At 69.0% G+C, this 25,917-nt stretch carries 30 protein-coding genes; 16 read left to right on the plus strand and 14 right to left on the minus strand.

What is annotated here, in order from left to right; translation table 11 throughout:
- Positions 1–4: 4 nt before the first annotated feature.
- Both OKW78_RS11765 and OKW78_RS11770 read right to left on the minus strand, forming a co-directional pair.
- Positions 5–745 carry a TetR/AcrR family transcriptional regulator gene (locus OKW78_RS11765; protein WP_281195353.1) on the minus strand — a complete coding sequence of 247 codons (741 nt, stop codon included), beginning with the start codon at positions 743–745 and terminating at the stop codon, positions 5–7.
- 172 nt (positions 746–917) lie between these two features.
- Positions 918–1,112, minus strand: a complete 195-nt coding sequence (locus tag OKW78_RS11770) for a cold-shock protein (protein WP_004046659.1) — start codon at positions 1,110–1,112, stop codon at positions 918–920.
- A gap of 202 nt (positions 1,113–1,314) precedes the next feature.
- Here OKW78_RS11770 and sdhC point away from each other — a divergent pair, with 202 nt between their 5' ends.
- The 6 genes from sdhC to OKW78_RS11800 all read left to right on the plus strand — a co-directional run bounded on the left by sdhC (position 1,315) and on the right by OKW78_RS11800 (position 6,079).
- Positions 1,315–1,740, plus strand: coding sequence for a succinate dehydrogenase, cytochrome b556 subunit (gene sdhC / locus OKW78_RS11775; protein WP_281195354.1), 426 nt, complete (start codon positions 1,315–1,317; stop codon positions 1,738–1,740).
- Position 1,741: 1 nt separating this feature from the next.
- The gene (locus OKW78_RS11780; protein WP_281195355.1) at positions 1,742–2,113 is read left to right on the plus strand and encodes a succinate dehydrogenase; all 372 of its coding nucleotides are present in this window, start codon (positions 1,742–1,744) and stop codon (positions 2,111–2,113) included.
- A 7-nt stretch (positions 2,114–2,120) separates the two neighbouring features.
- On the plus strand, positions 2,121–3,017 hold the full coding sequence (locus OKW78_RS11785; protein ID WP_281195356.1) for a succinate dehydrogenase/fumarate reductase iron-sulfur subunit: 897 nt from the start codon (positions 2,121–2,123) through the stop codon (positions 3,015–3,017).
- 65 nt (positions 3,018–3,082) lie between these two features.
- Positions 3,083–4,912, plus strand: a complete 1,830-nt coding sequence (locus OKW78_RS11790) for an FAD-binding protein (RefSeq protein ID WP_281195357.1) — start codon at positions 3,083–3,085, stop codon at positions 4,910–4,912.
- A 226-nt stretch (positions 4,913–5,138) separates the two neighbouring features.
- Entirely contained in the window at positions 5,139–5,366 is a 228-nt protein-coding gene (locus OKW78_RS11795) for a TrmB family transcriptional regulator (RefSeq protein ID WP_281195358.1), read from the plus strand.
- A 77-nt stretch (positions 5,367–5,443) separates the two neighbouring features.
- The gene (locus tag OKW78_RS11800) at positions 5,444–6,079 is read left to right on the plus strand and encodes a uracil-DNA glycosylase family protein (RefSeq protein WP_281195359.1); all 636 of its coding nucleotides are present in this window, start codon (positions 5,444–5,446) and stop codon (positions 6,077–6,079) included.
- A gap of 20 nt (positions 6,080–6,099) precedes the next feature.
- Here OKW78_RS11800 and OKW78_RS11805 read toward each other — a convergent pair whose 3' ends face one another.
- The gene (locus tag OKW78_RS11805) at positions 6,100–7,266 is read right to left on the minus strand and encodes an NAD-binding protein (RefSeq protein ID WP_281195360.1); all 1,167 of its coding nucleotides are present in this window, start codon (positions 7,264–7,266) and stop codon (positions 6,100–6,102) included.
- A 118-nt stretch (positions 7,267–7,384) separates the two neighbouring features.
- Here OKW78_RS11805 and OKW78_RS11810 point away from each other — a divergent pair, with 118 nt between their 5' ends.
- The 6 genes from OKW78_RS11810 (at position 7,385) to OKW78_RS11835 (ending at position 11,972) form a co-directional block, all read left to right on the plus strand.
- A complete protein-coding gene (locus tag OKW78_RS11810) occupies positions 7,385–8,698 on the plus strand; it encodes a potassium channel family protein (protein WP_281195361.1) in 1,314 nt (437 codons plus the stop codon).
- Positions 8,699–8,724: 26 nt separating this feature from the next.
- Positions 8,725–10,044, plus strand: coding sequence for a cation:proton antiporter regulatory subunit (locus OKW78_RS11815; protein WP_281195521.1), 1,320 nt, complete (start codon positions 8,725–8,727; stop codon positions 10,042–10,044).
- A 25-nt stretch (positions 10,045–10,069) separates the two neighbouring features.
- A complete protein-coding gene (locus OKW78_RS11820; RefSeq protein WP_281195362.1) occupies positions 10,070–10,342 on the plus strand; it encodes a ubiquitin-like small modifier protein 1 in 273 nt (90 codons plus the stop codon).
- Between the two features lie 88 nt (positions 10,343–10,430).
- Positions 10,431–11,507 (plus strand): deoxyhypusine synthase, encoded by a 1,077-nt coding sequence (locus tag OKW78_RS11825; RefSeq protein WP_281195363.1) that lies wholly within the window; start codon positions 10,431–10,433, stop codon positions 11,505–11,507.
- Positions 11,508–11,559: 52 nt separating this feature from the next.
- Positions 11,560–11,760 carry a hypothetical protein gene (locus OKW78_RS11830; protein WP_281195364.1) on the plus strand — a complete coding sequence of 67 codons (201 nt, stop codon included), beginning with the start codon at positions 11,560–11,562 and terminating at the stop codon, positions 11,758–11,760.
- Positions 11,757–11,972 (plus strand): hypothetical protein, encoded by a 216-nt coding sequence (locus OKW78_RS11835; RefSeq protein ID WP_281195365.1) that lies wholly within the window; start codon positions 11,757–11,759, stop codon positions 11,970–11,972. The genes OKW78_RS11830 and OKW78_RS11835 overlap by 4 nt, the downstream gene beginning before the upstream one ends.
- A 46-nt stretch (positions 11,973–12,018) precedes the next feature.
- Here the strand turns inward: OKW78_RS11835 and OKW78_RS11840 are convergent, their stop codons facing one another.
- The 3 genes from OKW78_RS11840 to OKW78_RS11850 all read right to left on the minus strand — a co-directional run bounded on the left by OKW78_RS11840 (position 12,019) and on the right by OKW78_RS11850 (position 13,621).
- A complete protein-coding gene (locus OKW78_RS11840) occupies positions 12,019–13,044 on the minus strand; it encodes an LLM class flavin-dependent oxidoreductase (protein WP_281195366.1) in 1,026 nt (341 codons plus the stop codon).
- Between the two features lie 161 nt (positions 13,045–13,205).
- A complete protein-coding gene (locus OKW78_RS11845) occupies positions 13,206–13,382 on the minus strand; it encodes a 50S ribosomal protein L37e (protein WP_080505266.1) in 177 nt (58 codons plus the stop codon).
- Positions 13,379–13,621 carry an LSM domain-containing protein gene (locus OKW78_RS11850; RefSeq protein WP_281195367.1) on the minus strand — a complete coding sequence of 81 codons (243 nt, stop codon included), beginning with the start codon at positions 13,619–13,621 and terminating at the stop codon, positions 13,379–13,381. The genes OKW78_RS11845 and OKW78_RS11850 overlap by 4 nt, the downstream gene beginning before the upstream one ends.
- A gap of 300 nt (positions 13,622–13,921) precedes the next feature.
- On the opposite strand from OKW78_RS11850, the gene OKW78_RS11855 reads away from it, so the two are divergent.
- The 3 genes from OKW78_RS11855 (at position 13,922) to arcS (ending at position 18,237) form a co-directional block, all read left to right on the plus strand.
- A complete protein-coding gene (locus OKW78_RS11855) occupies positions 13,922–15,274 on the plus strand; it encodes a ribonuclease J (protein WP_281195368.1) in 1,353 nt (450 codons plus the stop codon).
- Positions 15,271–16,317: a geranylfarnesyl diphosphate synthase gene (locus tag OKW78_RS11860; RefSeq protein WP_281195369.1), complete on the plus strand. Its 1,047-nt coding sequence runs from the start codon at positions 15,271–15,273 to the stop codon at positions 16,315–16,317. Before OKW78_RS11855 ends, OKW78_RS11860 begins: the two co-directional genes overlap by 4 nt.
- An 81-nt stretch (positions 16,318–16,398) precedes the next feature.
- Positions 16,399–18,237 carry an archaeosine synthase subunit alpha gene (gene arcS / locus OKW78_RS11865; RefSeq protein ID WP_281195370.1) on the plus strand — a complete coding sequence of 613 codons (1,839 nt, stop codon included), beginning with the start codon at positions 16,399–16,401 and terminating at the stop codon, positions 18,235–18,237.
- 28 nt (positions 18,238–18,265) lie between these two features.
- Here arcS and OKW78_RS11870 read toward each other — a convergent pair whose 3' ends face one another.
- The 6 genes from OKW78_RS11870 to OKW78_RS11895 form a co-directional block, all read right to left on the minus strand.
- The gene (locus tag OKW78_RS11870; protein WP_281195371.1) at positions 18,266–18,604 is read right to left on the minus strand and encodes a nuclear transport factor 2 family protein; all 339 of its coding nucleotides are present in this window, start codon (positions 18,602–18,604) and stop codon (positions 18,266–18,268) included.
- Positions 18,601–19,806, minus strand: a complete 1,206-nt coding sequence (locus tag OKW78_RS11875) for a potassium channel family protein (RefSeq protein WP_281195372.1) — start codon at positions 19,804–19,806, stop codon at positions 18,601–18,603. Before OKW78_RS11875 ends, OKW78_RS11870 begins: the two co-directional genes overlap by 4 nt.
- A 90-nt stretch (positions 19,807–19,896) precedes the next feature.
- Complete coding sequence (locus OKW78_RS11880) at positions 19,897–20,439, minus strand: hypothetical protein (protein WP_281195373.1); 543 nt, start codon at positions 20,437–20,439, stop codon at positions 19,897–19,899.
- A complete protein-coding gene (gene mch, locus OKW78_RS11885; protein ID WP_281195374.1) occupies positions 20,439–21,377 on the minus strand; it encodes a methenyltetrahydromethanopterin cyclohydrolase in 939 nt (312 codons plus the stop codon). The genes OKW78_RS11880 and mch overlap by 1 nt, the downstream gene beginning before the upstream one ends.
- Before the next feature lie 68 nt (positions 21,378–21,445).
- Positions 21,446–21,856, minus strand: a complete 411-nt coding sequence (locus tag OKW78_RS11890) for a hypothetical protein (protein ID WP_281195375.1) — start codon at positions 21,854–21,856, stop codon at positions 21,446–21,448.
- Between the two features lie 63 nt (positions 21,857–21,919).
- Positions 21,920–23,158, minus strand: coding sequence for a PLP-dependent aminotransferase family protein (locus tag OKW78_RS11895; protein WP_281195376.1), 1,239 nt, complete (start codon positions 23,156–23,158; stop codon positions 21,920–21,922).
- A 95-nt stretch (positions 23,159–23,253) separates the two neighbouring features.
- Here OKW78_RS11895 and OKW78_RS11900 point away from each other — a divergent pair, with 95 nt between their 5' ends.
- Positions 23,254–24,096: a translation initiation factor eIF-2B gene (locus OKW78_RS11900; RefSeq protein WP_281195377.1), complete on the plus strand. Its 843-nt coding sequence runs from the start codon at positions 23,254–23,256 to the stop codon at positions 24,094–24,096.
- 12 nt (positions 24,097–24,108) lie between these two features.
- Here the strand turns inward: OKW78_RS11900 and OKW78_RS11905 are convergent, their stop codons facing one another.
- The gene (locus OKW78_RS11905) at positions 24,109–24,867 is read right to left on the minus strand and encodes an alpha/beta hydrolase (RefSeq protein WP_281195378.1); all 759 of its coding nucleotides are present in this window, start codon (positions 24,865–24,867) and stop codon (positions 24,109–24,111) included.
- Complete coding sequence (locus OKW78_RS11910) at positions 24,864–25,829, minus strand: VOC family protein (RefSeq protein ID WP_281195379.1); 966 nt, start codon at positions 25,827–25,829, stop codon at positions 24,864–24,866. Before OKW78_RS11910 ends, OKW78_RS11905 begins: the two co-directional genes overlap by 4 nt.
- Positions 25,830–25,917: the final 88 nt, after the last annotated feature.

A 25,917-nucleotide genomic window follows, 5' to 3' on the forward strand; every position in this document is an offset into this window, starting at 1 on the left:
CGTGTCATTCCGGCGTCTCGTTCACCGGACCGGAGCCGGCGGGGTTCTCCCCGGTCCGGGCCGTGAGTTTCTCGAGCGTTTCGTCGAGCGACGGAAGCGTCACTCCCTCGGCGAGCACCGGTTCGACGATCCGTCGGAGCGTCGCCTCCGCGACCGTCCGGGTGTACGCGATGTCGGCCTCGGCGTCGACCTGGCCGGTCCCCGAACCGCCCTCTCCGCCGAGCCCGGTCCCGAGCGTGATCTGCCTCGTTCGCGCGCCGTCGAGCGTCGCCACGAGGAGCGCGGCCGTCTCGTCGACGTCGACGTCCCGGAAGACGCCCGCGTCGATCCCGTCCGAGAGGATCTCCGCGGCGGTTTCACGGAGTAGCCGGTCGCTTCGGAGCAGCTGTTCGCGGATCCGGTCGTTGAAGGGGCCCTGTGAACGCATCTCGAGGAGCCCGATGTGGAACGACTCGCGCTCGGTCTCGGCCGGCTCGAAGACGAACCAGCCGACGAACGCGACGAGCCGCTCGACCGGGGCCGCGTCCGCGCCGCGATCCATGCGACGTTCGAAGTCGGAGATCACTCGTGCGAGGAACGCCACGAGGAGGTCCTCTTTCGTGTCGTAGTGGTAGTGGAGGAGCGACTTGCTCTTCGAGCACTCGTCGGCGATGTCCTGCATCGTCAGCCCCGCGTAGCCGTGTTTACACAGCGCCCGGTAGACGCCGTCCATGATCTCGTCGGCCGCGCCCGGCTGCTCGCTCATTGACTGACCGGTCAGTCAGCAAGGCTCAAAGCCCTATCGGTGAGCGGTACGTCTCGCCGGAAACTCCAGATCCAAGTCATATGTGCCGAGAACTGGTCCGCGGTCCCCACGGCGCGGTGGCTACCGAGCGTGGAACGTTCGAAAAGCCGATACAACAGAACGGTCTGACGCCTTACAGACGCGTGACGTTCGTCGCGCGCGGACCCTTGTCCGCCTCCTCGATGTCGAACTCGACTTCCTGACCTTCCTCCAGGTCCGGGCCGCCGACGTCCTCCATGTGGAAGAACACGTCCTCGTCCGCGTCGTCAGTCTCGATGAATCCGTAGCCGCCAGTGTCGTTGAAGAAGTCAACTTCGCCTTTCGCCATTGCATCCGTACAGCCGGGAGGAGTACATAAAAGGCTTCCGCGAGCGATCCGAGCGCGACAACGGCTGGCACACGGAGCTGTCCGGACGGGGGAAGAGAGAGTCGATCGCAGTCTCGGGACCGACGGGTCCGCCCCGATCGGTGTCGATCGGTATCGGCCGTGGTAGTAACTACTATACGACCCCAGTACCGAGCCCCTACGTATGAGTCAGTCGTACAATCGAGGCCTCATCGAGGACTTCAGCCGTTGGCGGGAGTTCGAGGCCGGTATGTGGGCGTGGATATTTCATAAGTTTACGGGGTGGGTACTCATCGGGTACCTCTTCACCCACATCGCCGTCCTGAGCACGGCGATCCCCGCGTCGGGCGCGGAGACCGCCGTGCTTCAGGCGGGCAACGACGTGTACACCCAGACGATCGTCTCGCTCGAGGGCCTGCTTTTGGTTCGGATCCTCGAGGTCGGGTTGCTCGCCGTCGCGGTGTTCCACATGCTCAACGGCGCGCGCCTGCTGTTGGTCGATCTCGGCGTCGGACTGGAGTCACAGGACAAGAGCTTCTACGCGTCGCTGATCCTGACGGGGGCCATCACGGTCGCGTCGGTTCCGACGTTCATCGCGGGGGCCTTCTGAGATGGCACAGCGCTACTCCTCGTTCGACAAGGGCGGGCGGATGTGGCTGCTCCAGCGGGTCACGGCCGCGTTCCTGCTCGTCGTGTTGGCGTTCCACTTCTTCCTTCTGCACTTCGTCCATCACGCGGACGAGGTGTCCTTCCTGATGAGCGCCGGCCGGATGGAGACCCTGAGCTACTACTCGCTCATGGTGTTGTTCCTCCTGACGGCGACGTTCCACGGCGTCAACGGCGTTTACAACGCCCTCGTCAACCAGGGGCTCACGGGAACGAAACGCACCGTCATCAAGTGGACGCTCGTCGCCGCGAGCGTCGTGTTGGTCCTCCAGGGGATCCGGACCGCGAACGCGTGGGCGGGGATCCCGCTTTACTGATCGAACCATGAGCACGCAGATACCCAAACAGACCGAGAAAGCGGACGAGACGGCGGCCGAAACCGAGACGGACGCCCCCTCGAAGGGGGACGAACGCCGGGCGGAGAAGCGCCGGCGGGCGGACGAGCGTCGCCGTCAGCGCGAGACGGAGGAGGCCGAGCGGGCGGCGGCCGACGAGAACACGGTCGAACTGCGGGTGTTCCGGTACGACCCGGACGTCGAGGGGAAACAGGAGCCCCGGTTCGACACCTTCCACGTCCCGTTCACGAAGGGAATGACCGTCCTCGACGCGCTGATGTACGCCCGGGACAGCTACGACTCCTCTCTCACCTTCCGACACTCCTGTCGGCAGGCGGTCTGCGGCTCGGACGCCATGTTCGTCAACGGCGGCCAGAAGCTCGCCTGTAAGACCCAGATCGACGAGCTCGAGGAGCCGATCCGGGTGGAGCCGCTGCCGCACGCCGAGGTGACGAAGGACCTCGTCGTCGACATGGAGCACTTCTACGACCAGATGGAGGCGGTCGAGCCGTACTTCCAGACGAACGAGTACCCCGACGGCGAGCTGGAGGAGCAGCGCCAGACCAGGGAGAACCGCGAGAAGATCAAGATGTCGACCCGGTGTATCTGGTGTAGCGCGTGTATGTCCTCGTGTAACATCGCCGCCGGCGACAACGAGTACCTCGGTCCGGCCGCCATCAACAAGGCGTACCGGTTCGCGATGGACGAGCGGGAGGGCGAGGACGTCAAGCAGAAGCGCCTGGAGATAATCGAACAGGAACACGGCGTCTGGCGGTGTCAGACCCAGTTCTCCTGTACGGAGGTGTGTCCGAAGGACATCCCGCTCACCGAGCACATCCAGGAGCTGAAACGCGAGGCGGTCAAGAACAACCTGAAGTTCTGGTGACGACCGGGGACGCCAGGGACACGCTCAAGCGACACCACCACTAACCACACACCATACCACAAACCATGTACGAACACGACGTCGTCGTCGTCGGCGCGGGCGGTGCGGGCCTCCGCGCGGCGATAGCGGCACAAGAGGAGGGAGCCGACGTGGCGATCGTCTCGAAGCTGCACCCGGTGCGATCGCACACGGGCGCGGCGGAGGGCGGGATCAACGCGGCGCTTCGGGACGCGGACTCCTGGGAGGACCACGCGTACGACACGATGAAGGGATCCGACTACCTCGGGGACGCGCCCGCGGTCGAGGCGCTCTGTAAGGAGAGCCCCGAGGAAGTGATCCAGCTCGAACACTGGGGAATGCCGTTCTCGCGCGAGGAGGACGGCCGCGTCTCCCAGCGCCCCTTCGGGGGACTCTCGTTCCCGCGGACGACGTACGCGGGCGCGGAGACGGGCCACCAGATGCTCCACACGATGTACGAACAGGTGGTCAAACGGGGAATCACGGTGTACGACGAGTGGCACGTGATGGACCTCGTCGTCACCGACGAGGACGACCCCGCCGACCGGACCTGCCACGGCGTCGTCGCCTACGACATCCAGCGCGGCGAGGTCGACGGGTTCCGCGCGAGCGGCGGCGTCATCCTGGCCACCGGCGGGATGGGACAGGTGTTCGACCACACCACGAACGCGGTGGCGAACACCGGCGACGGGGTCGCGATGGCCTACCGCGCGGGCGTCCCGATGGAGGACATGGAGTTCATCCAGTTCCACCCGACCACGCTGCCGTCGACGGGCGTGCTGATCTCGGAGGGCGTCCGCGGCGAGGGTGGAATTCTCTACAACGAGAACGGCGAGCGGTTCATGTTCGAGCACGGCTACGCGAACAACGACGGGGAGCTCGCCTCCCGCGACGTGGTCTCACGAGCCGAGCTGACCGAGGTCAACGAGGGCCGCGGCATCGAGGACGAGTACGTCCACCTCGACATGCGGCACCTCGGCGAGGAGCGTATCCTCGACCGCCTGGAGAACATCCTCCATCTCGCGGAGGACTTCGAGGGAGCGGACGGCCTCACGGAGCCGATGCCGGTCAAGCCCGGCCAGCACTACGCGATGGGCGGGATCGAGACGAACGAACACGGCGAGACGGCCATCGCCGGCCTCTACGCCGCCGGCGAATGCGCGTGCGTCTCCGTCCACGGCGGAAACCGCCTCGGCGGGAACGCGCTCCCCGAACTCATCGTCTTCGGCAAGCGCGCGGGCCACCACGCGGCCGGCAAGGAGATGGGCGAGGCGGAGATCCCGACCGGCAAGCGCGGCGAGTGGGAGCCGGCCGAGTACGAGTTCGAGGTCGACGTGGGCGCGGTCGGCGATCGTGGCCCGGCGGCGGCCGACGGCGGCGCGGTGGCGGCCGACGCCGAGGGACTGATGGAGGCGGAGATCGAGCGCGCTCGAGAGCGCGTCGAGGACCTTCTCACGCGTAAGGGCCGCAACCACGCGGAGATCCGCTCCGCGGTCCAGGAGACGATGACGGCCAACGTCAACGTGTTCCGCGAGGAGGAGGGGCTCAAGCAGTCGCTCTCGGACCTCCGCGAGGCGCGCGAGGCGTACACGGAGGTCGCGGTCTCGGACCCGTCGCGGACGTTCAACACGGACCTCATCCACACGATGGAGACGCGAAACGTCCTCGACATCGCGGAGGCGCTGGCGATGGGAGCGCTCGCCCGCCGGGAGTTCCGCGGCGCACACTGGCGCAAGGAGCGCCAGGAACGTGACGACGAGAACTGGCTGAAACACACGCTCGTCTCGTGGAACGACGGCGAACCCGAACTCTGGTACAAGCCCGCCATCCTCGAGGGCGAGGCCAAGACGTACGAGCCGAAGGTCCGGTCGTACTGACGCCGGAGTCGGCTCCGGCTTTCGGCGCGAATCGTTCACGGTTCTCTATGCGTCGTCGGTCGAAAGTGGCGACGGAACACGTCCGATTCCGTCGTACGATACTTCCCTCGACGAGGACGATATCGGGCGTGAAACGGCTCGATGCGCGCTGCGTCGTCGGTCCCGATTATTTCGACGATCGTTGAAGTAGGGGTTTATTATCGTCGAAGTCATGGGATCGAGTAAGATGTTAGAGACAGAGACGGCGCACGCGGCGGCTCCCGCGCTGCCGCCGGAGCTGCAGTCTCCGCGCGCGAAGCTGGTGTACCTCTATCTGACGACCAACGGGCACGCGACGGTCTCGGAGATGGGTGACTCGCTCGACATGAAGAAGATGTCGCTGTACAGCATCCTGAAGACGCTTCGGGAACAGGACGTGGTCGCCCGCGACGGCGACGCCTACACGCCGAGCTGACGCGTCGGTTCACCTCCCGCCGATGGCCGCTCGCGACGCCCCGGAGGATTTAGGTCGCGGAACGCCCCAGTACGGCCGTGGACGCAACCCAGGAGGAGTTCGCGAACCCGTTCGGGATGGACGCCGACTGCGAGAACTGTGAGAGGCTGTGCGACGCCCGCGATCGCGTGATCCACGGCTACGGGGACGTGGGCGCGGAGTTCCTCGTCGTCGGCGAGCGACCCACGGCGGCCGCCGAGCGTAACGGCGTCCCCCTCACCGGCGAGGGCGGCGGCGAGCGCGTCCAGTCGATCTTCGCCGACCTCGGGTTCGTCAGGTCGCCTCCGGATGCGACGGAACCCGACGTACAGAACGTCTTCTTCACGAACCTCACGCGCTGTCGGCACCCGGATCGAGTCCCGACCGACGAGGAAGTGACGACCTGTGAGCCGTTCCTCAACGCGGAGATCCGGATGATCAACCCGCAGATCATCGTCCCCGTCGGCGGGCGGGCGCTCCGCGAGCTCGCGGTGGCGTACACGACCCGCCGGCCGGACTCCTTCGACGTCGAAAGCGAGCACGCCACGACCATCCGCGGGCGTGGCTTCGAGATCGTCCCGATGCGCGAACCGGACTCGATGACCGACGACGAGGCGGCGGCGTTTCTCGATCACATGCGCGAGAACGTGTTGAGCCGGGACTACCGGCAGACGAAGGGTCGCCGGAGCCGGTGAGTTCGGGCCGAACTCGACCGCTACTCGTCCCCCGAGTCGAAGGCGTCGTCGAGGGCCCCCTCCATCCCGTCGTCGTCGGTCCCGAACGCGCAGTCGATGAGGATGTGTCCGCCGAGCGTCGTCGGCGAGATGACCTGGTCCGCACCGGCCCGCCGGAGCTTGTCGATGTTCTCCCGCTGGGTCGCGGCCGCGACGATCCGCACGTCGGAATTGAGTTGGCGGGCCGTGAGGATCGCCAGCGCGTCGCGGGCGTCGTCGTTGGTCGCGACCACGACCGCGCGGGCGTCCTCGACGTGGGCGCGGTGGAGGGGCTCCACGTCGCTCGGATCCGCGGTGAGTACGGGAATCGACCGCTCGTCGAGCCGCCGTGCGGCGGTCTCGTCGGTGGTCACGACGGCGTATTCGACGCCGTCCCGCTCCGCGAGTTCTTCGAGTATCGGTTCCGTCAAGTCCCCGTAACCCAACACGAGGACGTGGCCGTCGAGGAGGTCGAACTGTTTCTCTGTCATCTTTCCGAGCGCCTTGGAGAGCTGTGCCTCGATCGCGGGCGTGAGCAGGACCCCGAGCGCGACCGCGAACGCGGCGACGTTCATCACGAGCGCGGAGAGCACGAACAGCTTGGCGATCCCCGTATCGGGAGTCACGTCGCCGTATCCGACCGTCGAGGCGGTGACGACGGTGAAGTAGAACGCGTCGACGATCGTGTCGACCCCGCCGAACTCGTCGCGGAGCGCGTAGGAACCGACGGTCCCGTACGAGATGGCGGCCGCGAGCGACGCCGCGGCGGCGAGTTGCGTCGGAGAGGGAGTGAACTCCCGGTCGAATCGCTTCCGATTGATCACGAGCGCAGGGACGGAGACGAGCGAGAACACGACGAGCGGCAGCGAGAACACCGACACCTGTAACAGCCCCTGGATCGCGGTCAGCGGGAGCAGGATCGCGGTGGAGTGCCAGCCGACGCGGTACCCCCGTCTGAGCGCGAACCCGCTCCCGAGCATCGCGAAGCCGGTGATCGTTCCGGTGAATCCGACGGTACGGCGGACGATATCCGGAATGTACGGCGAGAGGGGGCCCTGAACGCTGAAACCGCTGATATGCAACAGCCCGACGACGATGGAGAGCAGCGCCACGCCGAACGTCAGGAACACCGAGGCTCGTACCGAGACCCACTCGCGGCTCCGCTCCATGGGCTTCCGGTGGCCGACACCGGACTTAAATCCCTCGTGGACGGCGCGCGGACCCGAAGGGCGAAGCCGTCGTCGACGGCGGCGGTACTGGTTTAACCTCACCGGCTATGATGGAGGTATGGCGCTCCCGGTCGAGATCCTGTTCGGCATCTACCTCGGCGTCCTCACGGGGATAATCCCCGCGCTGGTCGCCGGGGTGCTCGGGTTCATCTTCAAATACTTCACGGGGGTGACGATCCCCGGGCTCGGGGTCGTGGCGCTCGCGCTCGCGATCGCGGGAGTGAACGGCGGACTGCTCGCGTTGAACGACCAGACGATCCGCAGCTCCAACCGCGCACCGGCGATACTCACGGCGATCCTCGTCGTGTTGATGCTCTCGCTGTACGCCCACGCACAGGGGGACAAGCTCGGCGCGAACGTCCCGAAGCGCGTCTCCTTCCGGAAGCTCCGCGAACGGACGCTCTCGACGGACGTCGTCGAACTCGTCGGCGGGCGCGGTCAGGTCCGCGTCACCGTCGCCGGCGAGGTGAGCGACATGGAGGGATACCCGCCGCTCCCCGCCGAGACGCGCCGAGCGATCGCCGAGGGCGAGTGGACGTTCCCCGCCGACGTGCCGCTCGCCGAGTTGGAGACGCGGTTCGCCGAGCGGCTGAAGACGGAGCTCGAACTCGCCGACGTCAGCGTCCGGATCGACGAGGAAGCGCGCGCGACGGTGACGGCGGCGCCGCCCACGGGCGGGCTGTCGAAACGCGTTCCGAAGGGGAAACGGGCCGTGTCGGTTCCCGCGCTCGTTCCGACCGGCCTCGCCCGTGGGGACGTGGTCAGGATCGTTACGGCCGACCTCACGGTCGAAGGAACGCTCCTGGCGGCGAAATCCGGCGGGAAACCCGTCGAGGGGGCCAGCGGCGGAGCCACCCTCCCCGCGACGGGCGGAGACGACCCGGAGGCGGAGCCGCGCCCGGAGGACGGCCGGACGGCCGACCCTCGGAGCGACGGGGATCCCCGGACCGACGGCGGCGAGGCGGCGCCGGTCACGACGTCCCCGCCGAAGACCGGGACCACGACCGGCGGAGAGGGACGGGTGACCGTCGCGGTCGATCGCTCCGAGGCGGCGCCCTTGCTGCGGGCCGGGCGCGGACGGGTGCTCGTGTGTTCGCGCGGGACGCGCCGGGAGTTCGAGTTGACGACGCTGTTGCGGCGGGCGGGCAAGCGGTTCCGGAAGGTGACGGTCGTCGCCGGCGGCGCGCTCGACGGCCACACCATCGGCGAGGCGAGCGTTCGAGAGACGTACGACGTCGCGGTGCTGGCGGCGCGCCATGACGCGAAGTGGACCGTCGCCCCGAGCGGAAGCCAGCCGCTCTCCGCGGGCGACGAACTGTTCGTCGTCGGCACCCGCGAGGCGCTCGATCGCTTCGGGGAGGTGGCGTCGTGACGGCGACCACCACGGGCGCTTCGCGGATGGTGGCGGCCGCGAGCGGCGTGGGGTTCGGCGATCCGCGCGCCGCGGCGATCACGCTCGTCACGTTCGGGGTCCTCGCGGTGGTCGTGTCGGCGTCGGGCGCGCTCGTCTACCGGTGGTACTTCCGATCGGAGATACCGGAGGGCGTCGCGGTCCTGCTCGGCGTCTCGATCGTCGCGTTGTACCTCAACACCACGTCGCTCGGGGCGCTCGTCAGCGCGGAGACGGCCGAACTGCTCACCGTCGAGGCCGTCGTGTTCAACGTGACCGCGCTCGGGCTCGCGGCCGTCGTCTCTCCGGTGGGTCGGTACGCGGGCGATCGGCTCGCCGTCGACGTCTTCGCGTTGTCGGGGATGAAAGGTATCGAGGGCGAGATGAGTCGGTTCGTCAGGACCGTGGGCCGGATGACGCCGGTGACGCTCCCGGCCGCCGAGGCGATCGAGGACATGGACACCTACGAGCCGGTCTCCCCCGAAAAGAAGGCCGAGATGGCCGATCGAACGCTGATATTCGCCCGCGGGCTCACGGTCGAGCAGCTCCGCGAGCGGCTCGTCGAGCGCGTGAAGGCGGACTACGGGGTCGGCTACGTCGACGTCGACGTCACCGAGGACGGGACGCTCGAGTACTTCGCGGTCGGCTCGCGGGTGACCGGCCTCGGCCCGACGCTCGCGCCCGGTCGGGTCGCGGTCGCTCTCTCCGCGGACCCGCCGAACAACGCGACTGCCGGCGACATGGTCCAGATCTGGCGGGCGGCTCCCGACCCGGAACGCGTCGCCACCGGGGAGCTCCGGGGCGTCGCCGGCGACGCCGCCACGGTCGCGCTCGACGAGTCGGACGCCGAGGAACTCTCCGTCGAGGGCGGCTACCGGTTGGTGACGCTCCCGGCGGAGCCGCAGGCCGACCGCGAGTTCGCCTCGTTGCTCCGGAACGCCGACGAGACGATGGCGACGGTGACGGTCGAGGAAGGGAGCGAGCTCGTCGGCACGACCGTCGGCGAGGTGAGCGCGGTCGTCGCCGCGATCCGCCCCACCGACGGATCGGTTCAGCCGATCCCGCGCCGCGCGTACGCGTTCGCGGCCGGCGACACGGCGTTTCTGGTCGGCCGACCCGACGCGATCCGTCGGTTCGAGACGGGTGCGAACCGCGTCGGGAGGGGAGGGAGCGAGGGCGGAAGCCCGGTCGACGAGCCGACGACCTCGGCGGACGTCGAGGGTGCGACGGACGCCGGAAACGCGGCCGATACCGGAGACGCGGCGAAAACCTCGGACGGGTCGCCGTCCGGTGGGGTCCCGGCGGACGAGGACGTGACACAACGCTAATGGCGCGTCCCCGCGGGGATCCGGTATGGAGTGGAAGCTGTTCGCGGACCTCGCGGAGATCGCCGGCGACCGCGTCGTCGCGGTCGACGCCGAACCGGGCGACACGGTCGGAGACGCATTCGAGAGCCTGCTCGAGGCGCATCCGGCGCTTCGCGACCGCGTCCTCGACGACGGCGAGGTGGCGGACCACATCAACGTGCTCCGTAACGGGAGCAACGTCCACCACGAGGACGGGATGGAGACGAGACTGGAGCCCGGCGACGAGCTCGCGCTGTTCCCGCCGGTGAGCGGCGGATAGGGGTCGACGTCGACTCCGGCAACGTCCGTCGATCCGCCCCGCGAACCGGATCGGTCGTTTAAACCGATCGCGCGCCGGAGTGGCGGACATGAGCGACGACGAGACGGACGCCGCGGACCACCAAGGAGACGCCGCGGACCACGAGACGGACGGGCCGGAACACGGTGCTCACCCCCATCGCGAGGAGTTCGGCGAGGATCCCGTCGGACACGCGCGCGTCGGCGCGGGCATGACCGTCGGCGAGCTCCTCGAGACGTACGGCGAGGCCGGGATCGGCGCGGCCGACGTCCACGAGGCGGGCGACGTGCTCGCCGAGATGTTCGGGAACGACGACTGTACCGTCTTTCTCTCGCTCGCGGGCGCGATGGTCCCCGCGGGGATGCGCGGGATCGTCTCGGAGCTGATCCGCGACGGCTACGTCGACGCGCTGGTGACGACGGGCGCGAACCTCACCCACGACACCATCGAGGCGATCGGCGGGAAACACCACCACGGCCGCACGCACGACCCCGAGAAGACGGCTCGGGAACACGACGAGGCCCTACGGGAGGAGGGCGTCGACCGCATCTACAACGTCTATCTCCCCCAGGAGCACTTCGCCGAGTTCGAGGGACACCTCCGCGAGGAGGTGTTCCCGGCGCTCGACGGCGAGGGATCCGTGTCGATAGCGGAGCTGTGTGCGGAACTCGGTCGGGCGAACGCCGCCGTGAACGAACGCGAGGGGATCACGGAGGACGCCGGCGTCGCCGCCGCCGCCTACGAGTCGGACGTGCCCGTCTACTGTCCGGCCGTCCAGGACTCGGTGTTGGGTCTTCAGGCGTGGATGTACGGCCAGACCGCCGACTTCACGCTCGACGCGCTGGCCGACATGACCGAGCTGACCGACCTCGCGTTCGACGCCGACGACGCCGGCTGTCTGCTCGTCGGGGGCGGGGTCCCGAAGAACTTCACGCTCCAGACGATGCTCGTGACTCCGCGGGCGTACGACTACGCGGTCCAGATAACGATGGACCCGCCGTCGACCGGCGGGCTCTCGGGAGCGACGTTGGAGGAGGCTCGCTCGTGGGGGAAACTGGAGACGGACGCGCGCAACGCCTCCGTCTACGGCGACGCGACCGTGTTGTTGCCGCTGCTCGTCGCCGCCGCTCGGGAGCGGGTCGAATGACTCGTAATTAGATGTAATTAGATTTTAGTGGCCGGATGGCGTCTCCCGGAACATGAGCGAGTACACGACGATCTCGTTGCGCAAGGAGTTCGTCGCGGACGTCGAGACGTACATCGAGGACGAGCCGTTCGGCTCGGTCAAGGAGTTCGTGAAACACGTCGTCGTTCGGGAGATGGAGTCGGACGACGAGATCGGCGAGGAGGAAGCCCGGCAGATCGCCCGAAAGCTCCGGGAGTTGGGGTACATGGAGTGACCCGAACGGTCGAGGAACGTTTCGACGAGTTCTTCGAACGGCTCTCCCGGGCGGACCTGATCCTCCTCTGTATGCCGCTTCTGTTTCTCGGCGGATACGGAGCCGGCGCGCTGGCGTTCGACGCCCGATCCGTCGCCATCGGGATCGCCTCGATCGCCTGTGCCCCGTTGATGTTCGAGGGACTCTTCGTGAACCCGCCGAACGACGGGTGAGCGGCCGCCGATCCTCCTCCTCGAACCGATCCGCGTGACGGACCGCTCACGATTCGAGACCCACGGCCTCCGCCAGCAGCTCGTGTGACCGCAGCGCGCCCCCGTGGTCGGGGACGACGTGCTGGATCATGACCTCGTCGACGCCGACGCGGTCGGCCAATTGGGACAGCAGGCCGTCGATCGTCTCCGGACTCCCGGAGATCGCCCGCGGCCACTCGCCGGGATCGAGCGTCGCGGGGGTCGGCTCCGGGACGCCGCCCAGCTCGTCGATCGCCTCCTCGACCGACGGCGTCGGCCCGAGCACGCCGCGTCGCATCCGCTCGTACGTCGCCTCCGCGGGCGCGCGCCGACGGGCCGCGGCCTCGTCGCTCTCGGCGGCGACCGCGTTGACCGCGAGCATCCCGTGCGGTTCGTCGGGACCGTCCGTCAGCTCGGAGGGCTCGAACCGCTCTCGGTACGTCTCGAAGGCGGCCTCGGCGTGGTTCGGGCGGATGAAGGCCGCGAAGCAGTACCGCGCACCGAGTTCCCCGGCGATCTCCGCGCTCGACGGGCTCGATCCGAGCACCCAGGGGACCGGCGGGGCGGCCCCGGATCGGGGGATCTCGAGGTCGGCGTACGCGTGGTCCGCGGGAAAGGCGTCGTACAGGTGGTTGATGACCGCGCGTATCTTCTCCGTGTGGTCGCCGTCGGGATCGTTCGTCCGCCGGTCCGTGCCGAGCGCGCGGTCGGCCGCGGGTGACCCGTTGGCTCGACCCAGTCCGGCGTCGATCCGCCCCGGTGCGAGCCCGTCGAGCGCGCCGAAGACCTCGGCGACCTTGAACGGGCTGTAGTGGTTGAGAAGAACCGCACCCGACCCGACCCGGATCGAGTCCGTGGCGGCCGCGAGCCGTCCGAGGAGCACCTCGGGGGTCGTTCCCGCGAGCCGGTCGCCCATCCCGTGGTGCTCGGCGACCCAGAACCGGGAACATCCGAGCCGCTCCGCCTGTTTCGCGGTCTCGACGGTGTTCGCGTAGGCGTCGGCGGCAGTCCCGCCGGCGGGGATCGGCGAGAGGTCGACGATGGAGAGGTCCATGTCCGACATCGGAGGGTCCCGCCGTTAACGGTTGGGCTCGCGGCGGAGTAGTCCGACGATCCGGGAGCAAGTGGTCGTCGGTTCGGGACGAAACGTCGGTCGGTTCGGGACGGAGCGGCGGCTGTCGGGGGCGCGGATCGGTTGGGAGAAAGGGCGGAGATTCAGTTGTCGCCGGCCTTCGACTGCCAGGCGTAGTCGCGGCGCTTGGCGGACTTCCCGAAGCCGCACGAGGAGCAGCGCTCCTTCGTGAGGTGGTAGGACTTCTCGCCGCAGCGTCGACACTTCACGTGAACCGTCTTGTTCTTTTTCCCTTGAGAGGGCGTACCGGAGCCGGTCATGCTTTGATGGAAACGACGTTATCGCCGCGTATAATCGTTGTGTCTTCGATCGCGACCGCGAACTCCCCGTCGATATCGCCGTCGACGCGGTCGCTCACGCTCTCCTCGGGGTCGATCACGACGTTCATGTGCTGGTCGTAGCCCGCCAGGATGCCGTAGTAGGTCGTCCCGTCCTTGAGATGTACCGTCACCGGATCCTCGAGCGACGCTTCGAGCACGTCGAGGGGTCGTCCACTCATTGTGCCTACCGCCTCCCGTCGCACTATTAAAAATACCGGGAGGCGGACGCCTTCGACCGGCCGTAGAACGGTCGAACCCGCGTTCCCGGGTCTCCGTTTCCGCGCTGCGCCGTCGAACCCGGACGTTTTTAACACGCCACGGTGTATCGGCGAACACCACACTCCCGCGGGACACGGTGAGCCGACGCCGGCTCGGCCGTAGCGGGGCCTTCACCGACACGCGGTTAGACGCCGGGGCTGACGGCTCCTTTGCGGGGAACCAGTGAGAGACGCCGGACGACGGCGTCGAACTACCACACCATGGAAATCGAAATCGCGACAATCGGCGGATACGAAGAGGTCGGTCGACAGATGACGGCGGTCCGTGCGGGCGAGGACATCGTCATCTTCGACATGGGCCTGAACCTCAGTAAGGTCCTCATCCACGACAACGTGGAGACCGAGAAGATGCACAGCCTCGACCTGATCGACATGGGCGCGATCCCGGACGACCGGATCATGAGCGACCTGGAGGGCGACGTCCAGGCGATCGTCCCGACGCACGGTCACCTCGACCACATCGCGGCGATCCCGAAGCTCGCACACCGGTACGACGCGCCGGTCGTCGCCTCCCCGTACACGATCGAGCTGGTCAAACAGCAGATCTCCGACGAGGGCAAGTTCCAGGTCGACAACGACCTCGTGAAGATGGAGGCCGGCGGCACGATGGCCATCGGCGACTCCGAGCAGGTCGAGATGGAGTTCGTCAACGTCACCCACTCGATCATCGACGCGATCAACCCGGTGATCCACACGCCCGAGGGCGCCATCGTCTACGGGCTCGACAAGCGGATGGACCACACGCCCGTCATCGGCGACCCGATCGACATGGACCGCTTCGCCGAGATCGGCCGCCAGGACGAGGGCGTCCTCTGTTACATCGAGGACTGTACGAACGCGGGCCGAAAGGGCCGAACGCCCTCCGAGTCGGTCGCGCGCAAGCACCTCCACGACACGCTCAAGTCGGTTGAGGACTACTCCGGCGGGATCGTCGCCACGACGTTCTCCTCCCACATCGCTCGGGTGAAGTCGCTCGTCGAGTTCGCCCGCGAGATCGGCCGCCAGCCGGTTCTGCTCGGCCGCTCGATGGAGAAGTACTCGGGCACCGCGGAACGCCTCGACTTCGTCGACTTCCAGGGGGACGTCGGCATGTACGGCCACCGGAAGTCCGTCGACCGCGCGTTCAAGCGGATCATGAAGGAGGGGAAGGGCAACTTCCTCCCCATCGTGACGGGCCACCAGGGCGAGCCGCGCGCGATGCTCACCCGGATGGGTCGCGGCGAGACACCCTACGAACTGGAGGACGGCGACAAGGTCGTCTTCAGCGCGGGTATCATTCCGGAGCCGACCAACGAGGGACAGCGCTACCAGTCCGAGCAGCTGCTCCGGATGCAGGGCGCTCGAATCTTCGACGACATCCACGTCTCCGGTCACCTCCGCGAGGAGGGTCACTACGAGATGCTCGACACCCTCCAGCCGCAACACGTCATCCCCGGCCACCAGGACCTCAAGGGCCGGTCGCCGTACGTGGACCTCGCCAAGTCGCAGGGGTACAAGCTCGGTCGTGACCTCCACGTCACGCAGAACGGCAACACCGTCCAGATAGTCGAATGACGACCGAGACGACGGAGGCGCGGGTGCTCGACGCCATCCGCGAGCGGCGCGATCTGGTCAACGCCGCTATCGACGAGGAGTTACCCGTACAGCGCCCGGAGCGCCTCTACGAGGCGTCCCGATACATCCTCGAGGCGGGCGGCAAGCGGCTCCGGCCGACGGTCACGACGCTCGCGGCGGAAGCCGTCGCCGGGATCGAGCCGATGAGCGCCGACTTTCGGGAGTTCGACGCGCTCGACGGCGAGGCCGTCGACGTCATGCGCGCGGCCGTGTCCATCGAGGTGATCCAGTCGTTCACGCTGATCCACGACGACATCATGGACGAGGACGACCTGCGACGCGGCGTCCCGGCCGTCCACGAGCAGTACGACGTGTCGACGGCGATCCTCGCCGGCGACACGCTCTACTCGAAGGCGTTCGAGATCATGAGCGAGACCGGCGCGGATCCCGCCGACGGCCTGGAGGCGATGCGGCTGCTCGCGTCGACCTGCACGGAGATATGTGAGGGACAGGCGCTCGACGTCGCCTTCGAGTCCCGCGACGACATCCTTCCCGAGGAGTACCTCGAGATGGTCGAGCTGAAGACGGCCGTGTTGTACGGGGCCGCGGCCTCGACCGCGGCGGTCCTGCTCGGCGCTGACGACGGGATCTCGGACGCGCTGTATCAGTACGGGATCGACTCGGGCAGGGCCTTCCAGATCCAGGACGACGTGCTCGATCTCACCGTCCCCTCCGAGGATCTGGGCAAACAGCGCGGCTCGGACCTCGTCGAGGGCAAGGAGACGCTGATCACGCTTCACGCCCGTCAGGAGGGCGTCGACGTCGACGGGCTCGTCGACGCCGAGACGCCCGCCGAGGTCACGGAGGCCGAGGTCGACGAGGCGGTCGCCGTCCTCGAGGAGGCCGGATCGATCGAGTACGCCCGCGAGACCGCGGCGGATCTCACCGCCCGCTCGAAGGAGCACCTCCAGGTGTTACCCGAGAGCGACTCGCGCGCGCTCCTCGAGGACCTCGCGGACTACCTCATCACGCGCGGATACTGAGCCGCGGTCCACTTCTCCCGCGGCCCGCGCTTTCTCGAGTCGGAACACAAGAGAATTGAGCGTTCCCCGGTGAAGGGACGTATGACCGACCACTTCGAGATCCACGAGCGCGACGGTGCGGCCCGGATCGGGGAGCTTCGGCTCGCCGACCCCGTGACCACGCCGGCGCTCGCGGACCCCTTCCTCGTCGACGCGGGCAGCCTCTGGACCGCCGACCGCGACGTACCCGAGGGGGACGAGTCGGAACTCACCGTGTTACCGCACCGCTCGTTTCCGGCGGGGACTCGTGAGGAGGTCCGTGAGTCGTTCCGGGTGGACCATCCCGCGATCGACGCGCCGACCGCCGCGGTCGTCGACAGCGAGGCCCCGCGTGACGTGGGTGCCGACGCCTACGTCCTCGCGGACGCGTCCGGGTTCGTCGGCCACGGCGAGGCGTTCCGCGACGCGATCCTGTCGGCGAAGTCGGCGCTGCCGGCCGACACCGCCCTTCACCTCGCCGGCGTCGCCACGCCGCTGAACGTCGCGACGCTCGCGTACGTCGGCGTCGACCTCGTCGACGCGTCGCTCGCGCGAACGAAGGGAGCGCAGGGGATGTACCTCACCGCGGACGCCGAGCACTTCCTCGAGGACCTCGAGGAGCTTCCGTGCGCCTGCCCGGCCTGCGCGAAGCCCCGCGGGGAGTTCACCCGTGTGGACTGTGCCGACCACAACGTGAACGCGCTCCGCGCCGAGTTGCGCCGGGTCCGCGAGCGGATCCGGTCCGGGCGGCTCCGGGACTACCTCGAGGGGCAGGCTCGCCACGACCAGTGGCTCACCGCCGCGTTCCGCGAGTTCGACGACCAGTGGGGCTACCTCGAGGAGCGGACGCCGCTGATGCGCGACGCCGAGGTGACGGCGGCGACCGCCGAGACGCTCGACCGCGTCGAGATCCGGCGGTTCGCCGACCGCGTGACGAGCCGCTACCGCAACCGCTTTTCCGACCAGCCGCTGGTGTTGGTTCCCTGTTCGGCGACGAAGCCGTACAGCGACTCCCAGAGCCACCGCCAGTTCCACGACGCGGTGAAGTGGCGCGGCCACACCGTCTCGATGACCTCGCCGATCGGGGTCGTTCCCCAGGAACTCGAGACGACCTACCCCGCACAGCACTACGACTCCGTCGTGACCGGCGACTGGAGCGAGGACGAGATCGGCTTCGTCGCCGAGGTGCTCCGCCGGTACCTGGTCCGAAACGAGTACTCGCGGGTCATCGCTCACGTCCCGGAACACGGCTACCGCGAGGTCTGTGAGCGCGTCGAGTCCGACCCCGAGATCGACGTCGACTTCGAGTACACCTGCGTCGACCACCCCACGACCGACGAGTCGCTCGGCGAGTTGAACGCGGCGCTCTCCGGCGAGCCCGCCTACAGCAAGCGCGAACGCGAGCACAACACGGTCCGGGCGATCGCCGACTACCTGCTCGGGGACGGCGCGGGCGACGAGGTGTTCGGTGACGGAGCGGACGGGTCGAGCGACGACGGGACGAACGACTCCGGCTCGGCCGAGATCCGCACCACGGGTCGCTATCCCAAACTGCAGGTGTGGGGCGACGACCCCGACGCCGGTCGCGAGGGGGAACCGGGCGAACAGCTCGCGACCATGGTCCCGCAGTACGGGACGCTCTCGTTCACGCTCGCGGGCGCGCGGCGGTGGCTCGCGAGCGACGCCCCGACGAAGCGCGTCGAGATCGACGGGTTCGTCCCCCACGGCTCCGTGCTCGCGCCGGGCGTGGTCGACGCCGACGACGGGATCCGCGTCGGCGACGAGGTCGTCATCGAGGGCCCGAAGGCCTTCGCGGTCGGCCGCGCGGAGATGTCCGGTCCTGAGATGGTCGAGTCGACCCGCGGCGTCGCGAGCGAAGTGCGCCACGTCGATGAGAAGTAGACGGACTTCGGAGCTACCGGCCCGCGAACTACCCGTCCGTCCGCACGTACGTCTTCAACCCGGCCAGCCGCCCGCCCTCGACCGTGAAGACGTCGACGAACGCGAACAGCTCCTCGCCGTCGGCGGCGAGGAGTCGTCCCCGGACGGCCACGCCGCGGTCGCTCTCGTAGAGCGCGTCGACGACGTGTTCGGTGTCGAAACGCGGTCGTTCCTCGCGCATGAACTCGACGAACCGATCGCGGCCCTCGAGGGTTCGATCGGGGCGTTCGTGGACGAATTCCGGGTCGAGGAGGTCCGCGAGCCGGTCGTAGTCGGCGTCGTCTATCGCCTCGTAGTAGGCGCGGGCGGTCCGGATCGCCCGGCTCACGACGCCAGCTCCGCGAACTCCGCGGCGGAGGTCCGCGTCCCCTTCGCGATGATCACGTCGCCGGCGCGGATCGTCGTGTCGAGGTCGGGACCGACGAGCCACCCCTCGTCCGGACGGCGGATCGCGAGCACGCTGGTGGCTATCTCGGTGGCCGGGATGCCGGCCTCGATCGGCGTTCCCACGAGGTCGCTTCCCGGCGCGACCCGCGTGCGGGCGATGATCTCGTCGGACTCCCTGACGGCCATCTCGACGACGGGATGAACGCCGATGTCGCGCAACACGCCCTCCGTGATCTCGAGGGCCGCGTCGGATATCTCCTCGGTCGCGACGCCGAGGTGGATGAGCCCGCGGAGCGCGACGGGGTCGTCGGCCTCCTTCGCGGCCCGGAGCGTCCACGCCTCGAAGCGCGATTGGAGGGCGTCGACCTCGATCTCCAGGTTGCTCACCTCCTCCGCGAGCTCCTCGTTGTCGAAGAGCACGGAGCCGTACGCCAAGTCGACGGCGAGCTCCGAGAGGTTCTTCATCAACACGATGGAGTCGACCGCGCGCTCGAGGTCGTCGATCGCGGGCTCGACGGGGTCGTCCGCCTCGAACGGCTCGCCGGCCAGCGTCGGGTACGCCTCCGCGACGCCGGTCTCCGGCCCGCGAAGCAGCGTCACGTCCCCGCGTTTCAGCCGCGTCTTCGGTCCGGGATTGAGTATCCAGTCGTCGTCCCGGCGGATCGCGATGACTCGAACGCCCGTCACGGACTCCAGGTCGATGTCCTTCAGCGTCCGACCGTGGTACGGGGAGTCGTCGGCGACGGTGCCGCGGACGAGCGTCTCGACGCCCTCGGTGAGCGCGCCGCGCATCGCGTCCGGGAGACCGATCTCCTCGAGCACGATCTTCGCGATGTCGCCGGCGGCGTCGGACACCTTGTCGGCGGCGCCGACGACCCCGAGCACGGGCGCGAGCGTCTCCGCCTCCTTCGGGTTGCGTGCGGCGAGCATGAGGCTCATTCGGGCGCGCATCTGGAGGACGTCCATCCGGTGTTCGAGCTCGACGACCTCCCGCGCGACCGAGGGGCTGCCGTGGAGCACCGCCGAGTACGAGAGGTCGATGAGGAGCTCCGCCGTGTCCTTCATCTCCACGAGGAGGTCCTTCACGCTCGCGGGCTCGTAGGACACCCTCTCCGGCGGCCGTCGCCCGTCGAATCGTCCCATGCTCGACCGTCACCGCCCCCGGGCAAAAGGCTTGTTACGGGGTCGAACTGCAGGATGCGGATCGGAAGTTCGGAAACGGACCCGTCCGCCTCACGCGGCCTCGAGGGCGCCGCCGGCGACGTAGCCTCCGTCGTTCCCGTCCGCGGACCTCGGCCCGTCGCCTTCGATCGGCGCGGCCAGATCGACGAGCGCGAGCCACCGGAGCAGCCGGTCCGCGCGGCCGCGCCAGGTCCGCTCCCAGTCGGCGTCGCGCGCACGGTCGTGACGCGGAACCGACGCTCGGGTCGCCTCGAAGAGCGTGTCGGCCGTCACCGGCTCCGCCGGCGTCGCGGACCGCAGCAACGAGAGCGCCTCGGGGACGAACAGGACGCCGTCGCGAAGACCCTCGCGGACGCGTTCGGGCGTCGGATCGGCGTCGGTTCGGACGAATCCCCGGGGCGTCTCCCGGACGAGTCCGAGCGTCCGGAGGAACGCGAGCCAGTCGTTCGCGCGCTGGCGGTTCGGGAGGTCACGTCGGTCGCGCAGGCGGGCACAGCAGTCGTCCGTACTTCCCGGGACGAGCGGGACCGCCCGCTGGAACGCCGCGAGCTCCGCGAGCTTCGCCGGCGGCTCGGGGACCGGTTTGAGCCGCATCAGCGGTAGCCGAACGACTCCGCGAGCAGCTCCTCGTCGGTCTCGCCGACCGTGTAGACCGGGCCGTCGACCACGTCGACGGTGACCTTCGCCGGGGCGAACACGCTCTCGGGGACCTCGTAGAAGTCCCAGCCGGCGTCCTCGAACACCTCGACGAACGGGGTGCCGTAGTCGTCGCGCACGGTAGAGACTACCTCGTCGAACCGATCGTCGTCGCGCGCGACCTGGAGGTGGACCTCCCCGCCGTACGCCAGCGCGTCGTTCGTCCGGCCCATCGCGAGGTCCTCGTCGCGGGTGACGGGGGCGATCGGCGCGCTCCCGGAGGCGTAGAGCACGTCGGTCGGCTCGTAGCCTATCTCGAGCAGGCGGAAGACCGCGAGCTCGGCCGCCCGCGCGGCGGTCGAGACGGAGCCCGCCGTGGAGCCGGTGGCGTACGTCGGGAGGAAGACGCCCTCGGGGTCGACCTCGGCGAGGTCGGCGACGTGTTCGGCGACCGTCTCGTCGGGCAGCGACGTGGACTCGATCGTGAGGGTGGCGAACTCCGAGGAGTCGTAGTAGCCGACCCGCTCGAACTCCGTCTCCTGGCCGACGAGCGCGCGAGCGGGCCCGGAGCCGAGCCCCTCGAAGCCGTTCTCGAACGCCAGCTCCCAGCCGGCCTTCTGTGAACACAACAGCGCGACCGCCGGGTGGTCCGTCGAGAGCTCGACGTACCCGCGGGACGCGCCCGCGACCTCGCCCATGCGGGTGTTCACGCTCGCCAGCCCGGCCGTCTGGATCTCGGCCAACAGCAGGCCGGCCTCGACCCCGCCGTTGGCCTCGATGCCGAAGTCGACGACCGTCGCCCCGTTCTCCAACTCGTACCCCGCCACGTCGAGCTCGCCCGCGAAGTCGAGCGCCTCGTCGACGAGCTCGATCGCGGTCCGGTTGATGCTCTCCATACCTCCCCTTTCGCGTCCGGGCGTAAGGGGCTTGCCGGTTGGAGCCGGATCGTGCGAGCTCCGAGCCGTTACCGGAAGCCGCCGCCGGGACCGCACGGACCGTCGGGACCCTTCGGCCCCGACGGACGCGGATCCGGGTCGATCCGCACGAACTCGCTTTCGGCACGCGGATCGATCTCTCGACCCTCCTCGTAGCGGACGAACGAGAGATAGAAGGGTTCGCCACATCCCGGAGTCGATCCGGAGGATCCGTCCTCTCCGCTCCCGTCCGCGTTCGGGTCCCAGACGACCTCGTCACTCTCGCCGCAGACGAACCGGACGCCGTCGGCGGCGTCGTCCTCGAAGGACTCGTCGGGTTCGGCGTAGGTCCATCCCTCGAAGGGGTACGGCGTCACCGCCTTGTCCGCGAGGTAGCCCTCGCGTTCGATCTCCACGATCGTCTCACAGCGCGGACAGTGGTAGGTGACGGGATAGCCCATATCGTCGGGAGGGGCGGAACGGATAAACGCTCGTCGCCGGCGGTAGGCCGGGGTCGAGGACGGTCAGTCGTCGGACGCCTCGACCGCCGGCAGCTCCGCGCGCGTCGCCCGGGCGAGCGCCGCGATCGCCTCCTCGATCTCGTCGGGCGCGGCGTAGCTGAACGAGATCCGGGCGTGACCCTCCCCGCGGTCGTCGTGGAAGAAGTACGAGCCGGGGAGGTACGTCACGCCCTCCTCGGCCGCCGTCTCGAGCAGCTCCTCGGCATCGATCCCCTCGGGGAAATCGACCCAGACGAAGAAGCCGCCCTCGGGCTCGCTCCAGCTCGTCCCCGACGGCATCCGTTCCTCGAGCGTCTCGAGCATGCGGTCCCGGCGCTCACGGTAGCCCGCACACAGCTCCTCGAGGTTCGCCTCGAAGTCGATCGCCTCGCAGTAGCGGGCGACGAGCCCCAGCGTCAGCACGTTCTCGCCGCCGGCGTTGATCCGGTCGAGCTCCCTGATTATCGCCTCGTCGGCGACGATCCAGCCCGTCCGGATGCCGGGAGCGATCGTCTTGGAGAACGTGTCGACCCGGACGACGCGGCCGTCCTCGTCGAGCGACCTGAGCGGCGGCGGCGTCGAGCCCTCGTAGCGGAGCTGGCCGTACGGGTCGTCCTCGACGATCAGGAAGTCGTACGTCTCCGCCAGCTCGAGGAGCCGCTCGCGGCGCTCCGCCGACAGCGTCACGCCGGTCGGGTTCTGGAAGTCGGGGATCGTGTACAGCAGCTTCGGGAGCGGGTCGCCCGCCTCCTCGCGGGCCGCGAGGTCGTCCGCGAACGCGTCGACGTCGAGGCCGTTCGCGTCCATCGCGTACCCCTCGATGTCGGGGTCGTAGTTGCGGAACAGCCGTATCGCGCCCATGAACGTGGGCGCCTCGACCGCGATGGTGTCGCCCGGGTCGAGGAAGGTCTGGGCGACCGTATCGAGCGCGTGGGTCGCGCCGTTCGCCACGTGAACCTCCTCGGCCGAACAGTCGATCCCGCGGGCGCGGGTCCGTTCGACGACCGTCTCCGTGATCGCGTCCGCGTAGTCGCCGCCGGCGTACTGGAGCGCGTCCTCGTGGTCGACCTCCAGGACCGTATCGACGGCGTCGCCGACCGCCTCGTTCGGCAACGCGTCCGGGTACGGGAACCCGAACGCGAGCGACACCGCGTCCGGAGCCGTGATCGCCCGCCACGTCCCGTAGGCGGCACCTTCCATCGTCTCTCGAACTGGATCGGCGAACAGGCGCTCGTACCCGTCCGACCCGTCGCTCTCGTTCATCTCGTGTATGAACACGTTCGTTCTCCGATATAAGCCTGCTGGCGGGGGAACGAAACCCCGCAACCCCTTTTAGCGGGGCCGTCGACTCTCCGGACATGATCGACGAGACGGTCGCCGAGATCCGGGCGATGCGGACCCACAGCACCTCCGCGGTGGCCGTGAAGGCGACGGAGTCGCTCGCGGAACTGCTCGACCGCGAGTACATCACCGTCGACGAGTTCGAGCGCGACCTCGAACACAACGCGGGCGTGTTGCGCCGGTCGAACCCCTCACACGCCGCGCTCCACAACGCGATGCGCGAGGTCGAACGCTCGATCGTCGGCGAGCCGACCACGGTCGAGGGCGCGAAACAGCTCCTCGAGGACGTGATCGCCCGCGTCGTCGAGGACGTCGAGACGTCGAAGGCGGCCGCGGCCGCCAACGCCGCCGAACGGATCGTCGACGGCGACACCCTTCTGGTCCACGACTACTCCACGACCGTCCTCGAGTCGATCGAGACCGCCGCCAGCGAGGGGGCACACCTGACGGTGTACGTGACCGAGGCGCGTCCGCGGACCCTCGGCCGGAAGACGGCGCGCGCGCTGGCCGGGATGGACCGCGTCGACGTGCGGATGGTCGTCGACGGTGCGATGGGATACGCGCTCCGCGACTGCGACCGCGTCCTGCTCGGTATCACGTGTATCACCGGCGGCACCTACTACAACCGCGTCGGGACGTTCCCGCTCGTCGTGACCGCCCGCGAGCTCGGCGTCCCGGTCACCGCGGTCGGCTCCGGCGCGAAGACCATAGAGGAGTTCCGGTTCGAGAACGAGTTCCGCGACGCCGTGGAAGTGATGCGCGAGCCGGTCGAGGGCGTCGAGATCGAGAACCCGAGCTACGACGCCACTCCCGTCGGGATGATCGACACCGTGATCACCGACGACGGCGTCATGGAGTGAGCGCGTCGAGCGTCACGGAACGAGCGAGTCGACCCGGTCGCCGATCCGCGAGAGCGTCGCGTCCGAGAGCCCGTGACCCGACCCGGAGTCGATCCGGACGTCGACGGCCGCGCCGGCCGCCTCGAGGATCCGGCCGGTCTCGCGCACTCGAGTGGACGGGACGTACGGGTCCGACTCGCTGGAATCGAGCGAGACGGGCGTTCCTGAGAGCGGGCCGTCGCGGTCGGCCCCGCGTCCGGCGCCGTCACCGTCGTCCTCGCCGTCCCCGTCCCTATCGCCCTCGTCATCCCTGCCGTCCCCGCCGTCCCCGCCGTCCGCGATCCGCCACGTATCGAGGTCGTCGCCCGGGAGCGCCGCCGACGCGACGACCGCCCCGCCGAACCGTCGCGGACGACGACACAGGAACGCCGCGAGGACGCACCCGCCCTGAGACACCCCGACGAGGAGCGTCCGCTCGGGGGGGATCCCCACGTCGCCCGCGGCCGCGACCGCGCCGGCGACGCAGTCGATCGCCGAGGAGAGGGCGGGCTCGTTGGACTCGATCGGGGCGTCGTGGCTCGCCGGGAACCAGTTCGACCGGCGGGCTTGGGGGGCGAGATACGTCGCGCCCGGGCGGTAGAACTCGTCGGCGAGCCGCACGATCCCGTCCGCGGTTCCTCCCCGTCCGTGAAGGAGCACGACCGCGACCTCGGCGGCCGCGGCGGGTGCACCCCCGACGACGAGCCGAGCGTCGGCGTGGGGACCCTCGATCCCCGACAGCGTCCGGGTCATCCCCCGTCCGCCGGCGGCTCGATCGGCGGCAGCTGTCCCTCGATCAGGTCCCGGTCCTCGGCGAACCGGCCAGGAAGGTAGCGGTCGGTCGCGTGGCCGTCCGCGTCGGGATCGGCGAGTCCCGGCCCTCGCGGGCCGTCCGGGGTCGGCTCCTCCGTCGCGAGCTCCACGAGGAGCCCGCCCGGACCGCGGACGTACAGCGAGTGGAAGAAGTGTCGATCCTTCACGCGAGAGACCTCGTATTCCCGATCGCGGAACAGGTCGTGCCAGTCGAGGAGGGCCTCGCGGTCCGGGACTCGCACCGCGACGTGATGGAGCGTGCCGGGGCCCTCGCGAAGATAGGGTGCGTCCCGATCGAGGAGGTCGACGGCGGTCGCCCGCTCGCCCGGCGCGCGGTACCGGACCCGATCGTTCATCTCGGCCTCGTATTCGAATCCAAGCGTCTCAAGCACGCTCGCGGCACCGTACGGGTCCGTCGGCGTCGCGGCCGCGCCGTACAGTCCCCGGATCGCCGCCGATTCGGGGACCGGCCCGTCGGTCCACGGGTCGCCCGGGTCGGCCGTCTCGAGGAGTTCGACCGCGGTCCCGGCGGGGTCGGAAACGCGGAGTCCACGGTCGCCGAACCGTTCCTCCGGGCGGATCCGGTCGACGTCGACGCCGCGGTCGGTCAGTCGGTCGCGCCAGTACTCGGACGAACCGGGCGGGACGGCGAGCGAGACCGACTCGTACCCCGGCTTTCCGGGTCGTCCCGGGGCTCCCTCCGGTTCGGGGAAGACGGTGAGGACCGATCCCGGAGCGCCGACGCCCGTCCCGAAGTAGAGGTGATGTTGGAGGACGTCCTCGTAGTTCACCGTCGTCCGGAGCAGGCGGAGCCCGAGCGAGCCTGCGTAGAAGTCGACGCTCGCCTGCGCGTCGCCGACGATCCCGGTCGCGTGGTGGATGCCCGGCGTCTGCGTCGTCACGCGTGACGGTTCGGTACGCGGCATGAAATCGATGTCGCCTGCCGGCCGTGACTCGCCTATCGGTCGGCGGGACCCGGCCCGACCGCTT

The sequence above is a fragment of the Halorubrum sp. F4 genome (assembly GCF_027257195.1).
Classification (GTDB): domain Archaea; phylum Halobacteriota; class Halobacteria; order Halobacteriales; family Haloferacaceae; genus Halorubrum.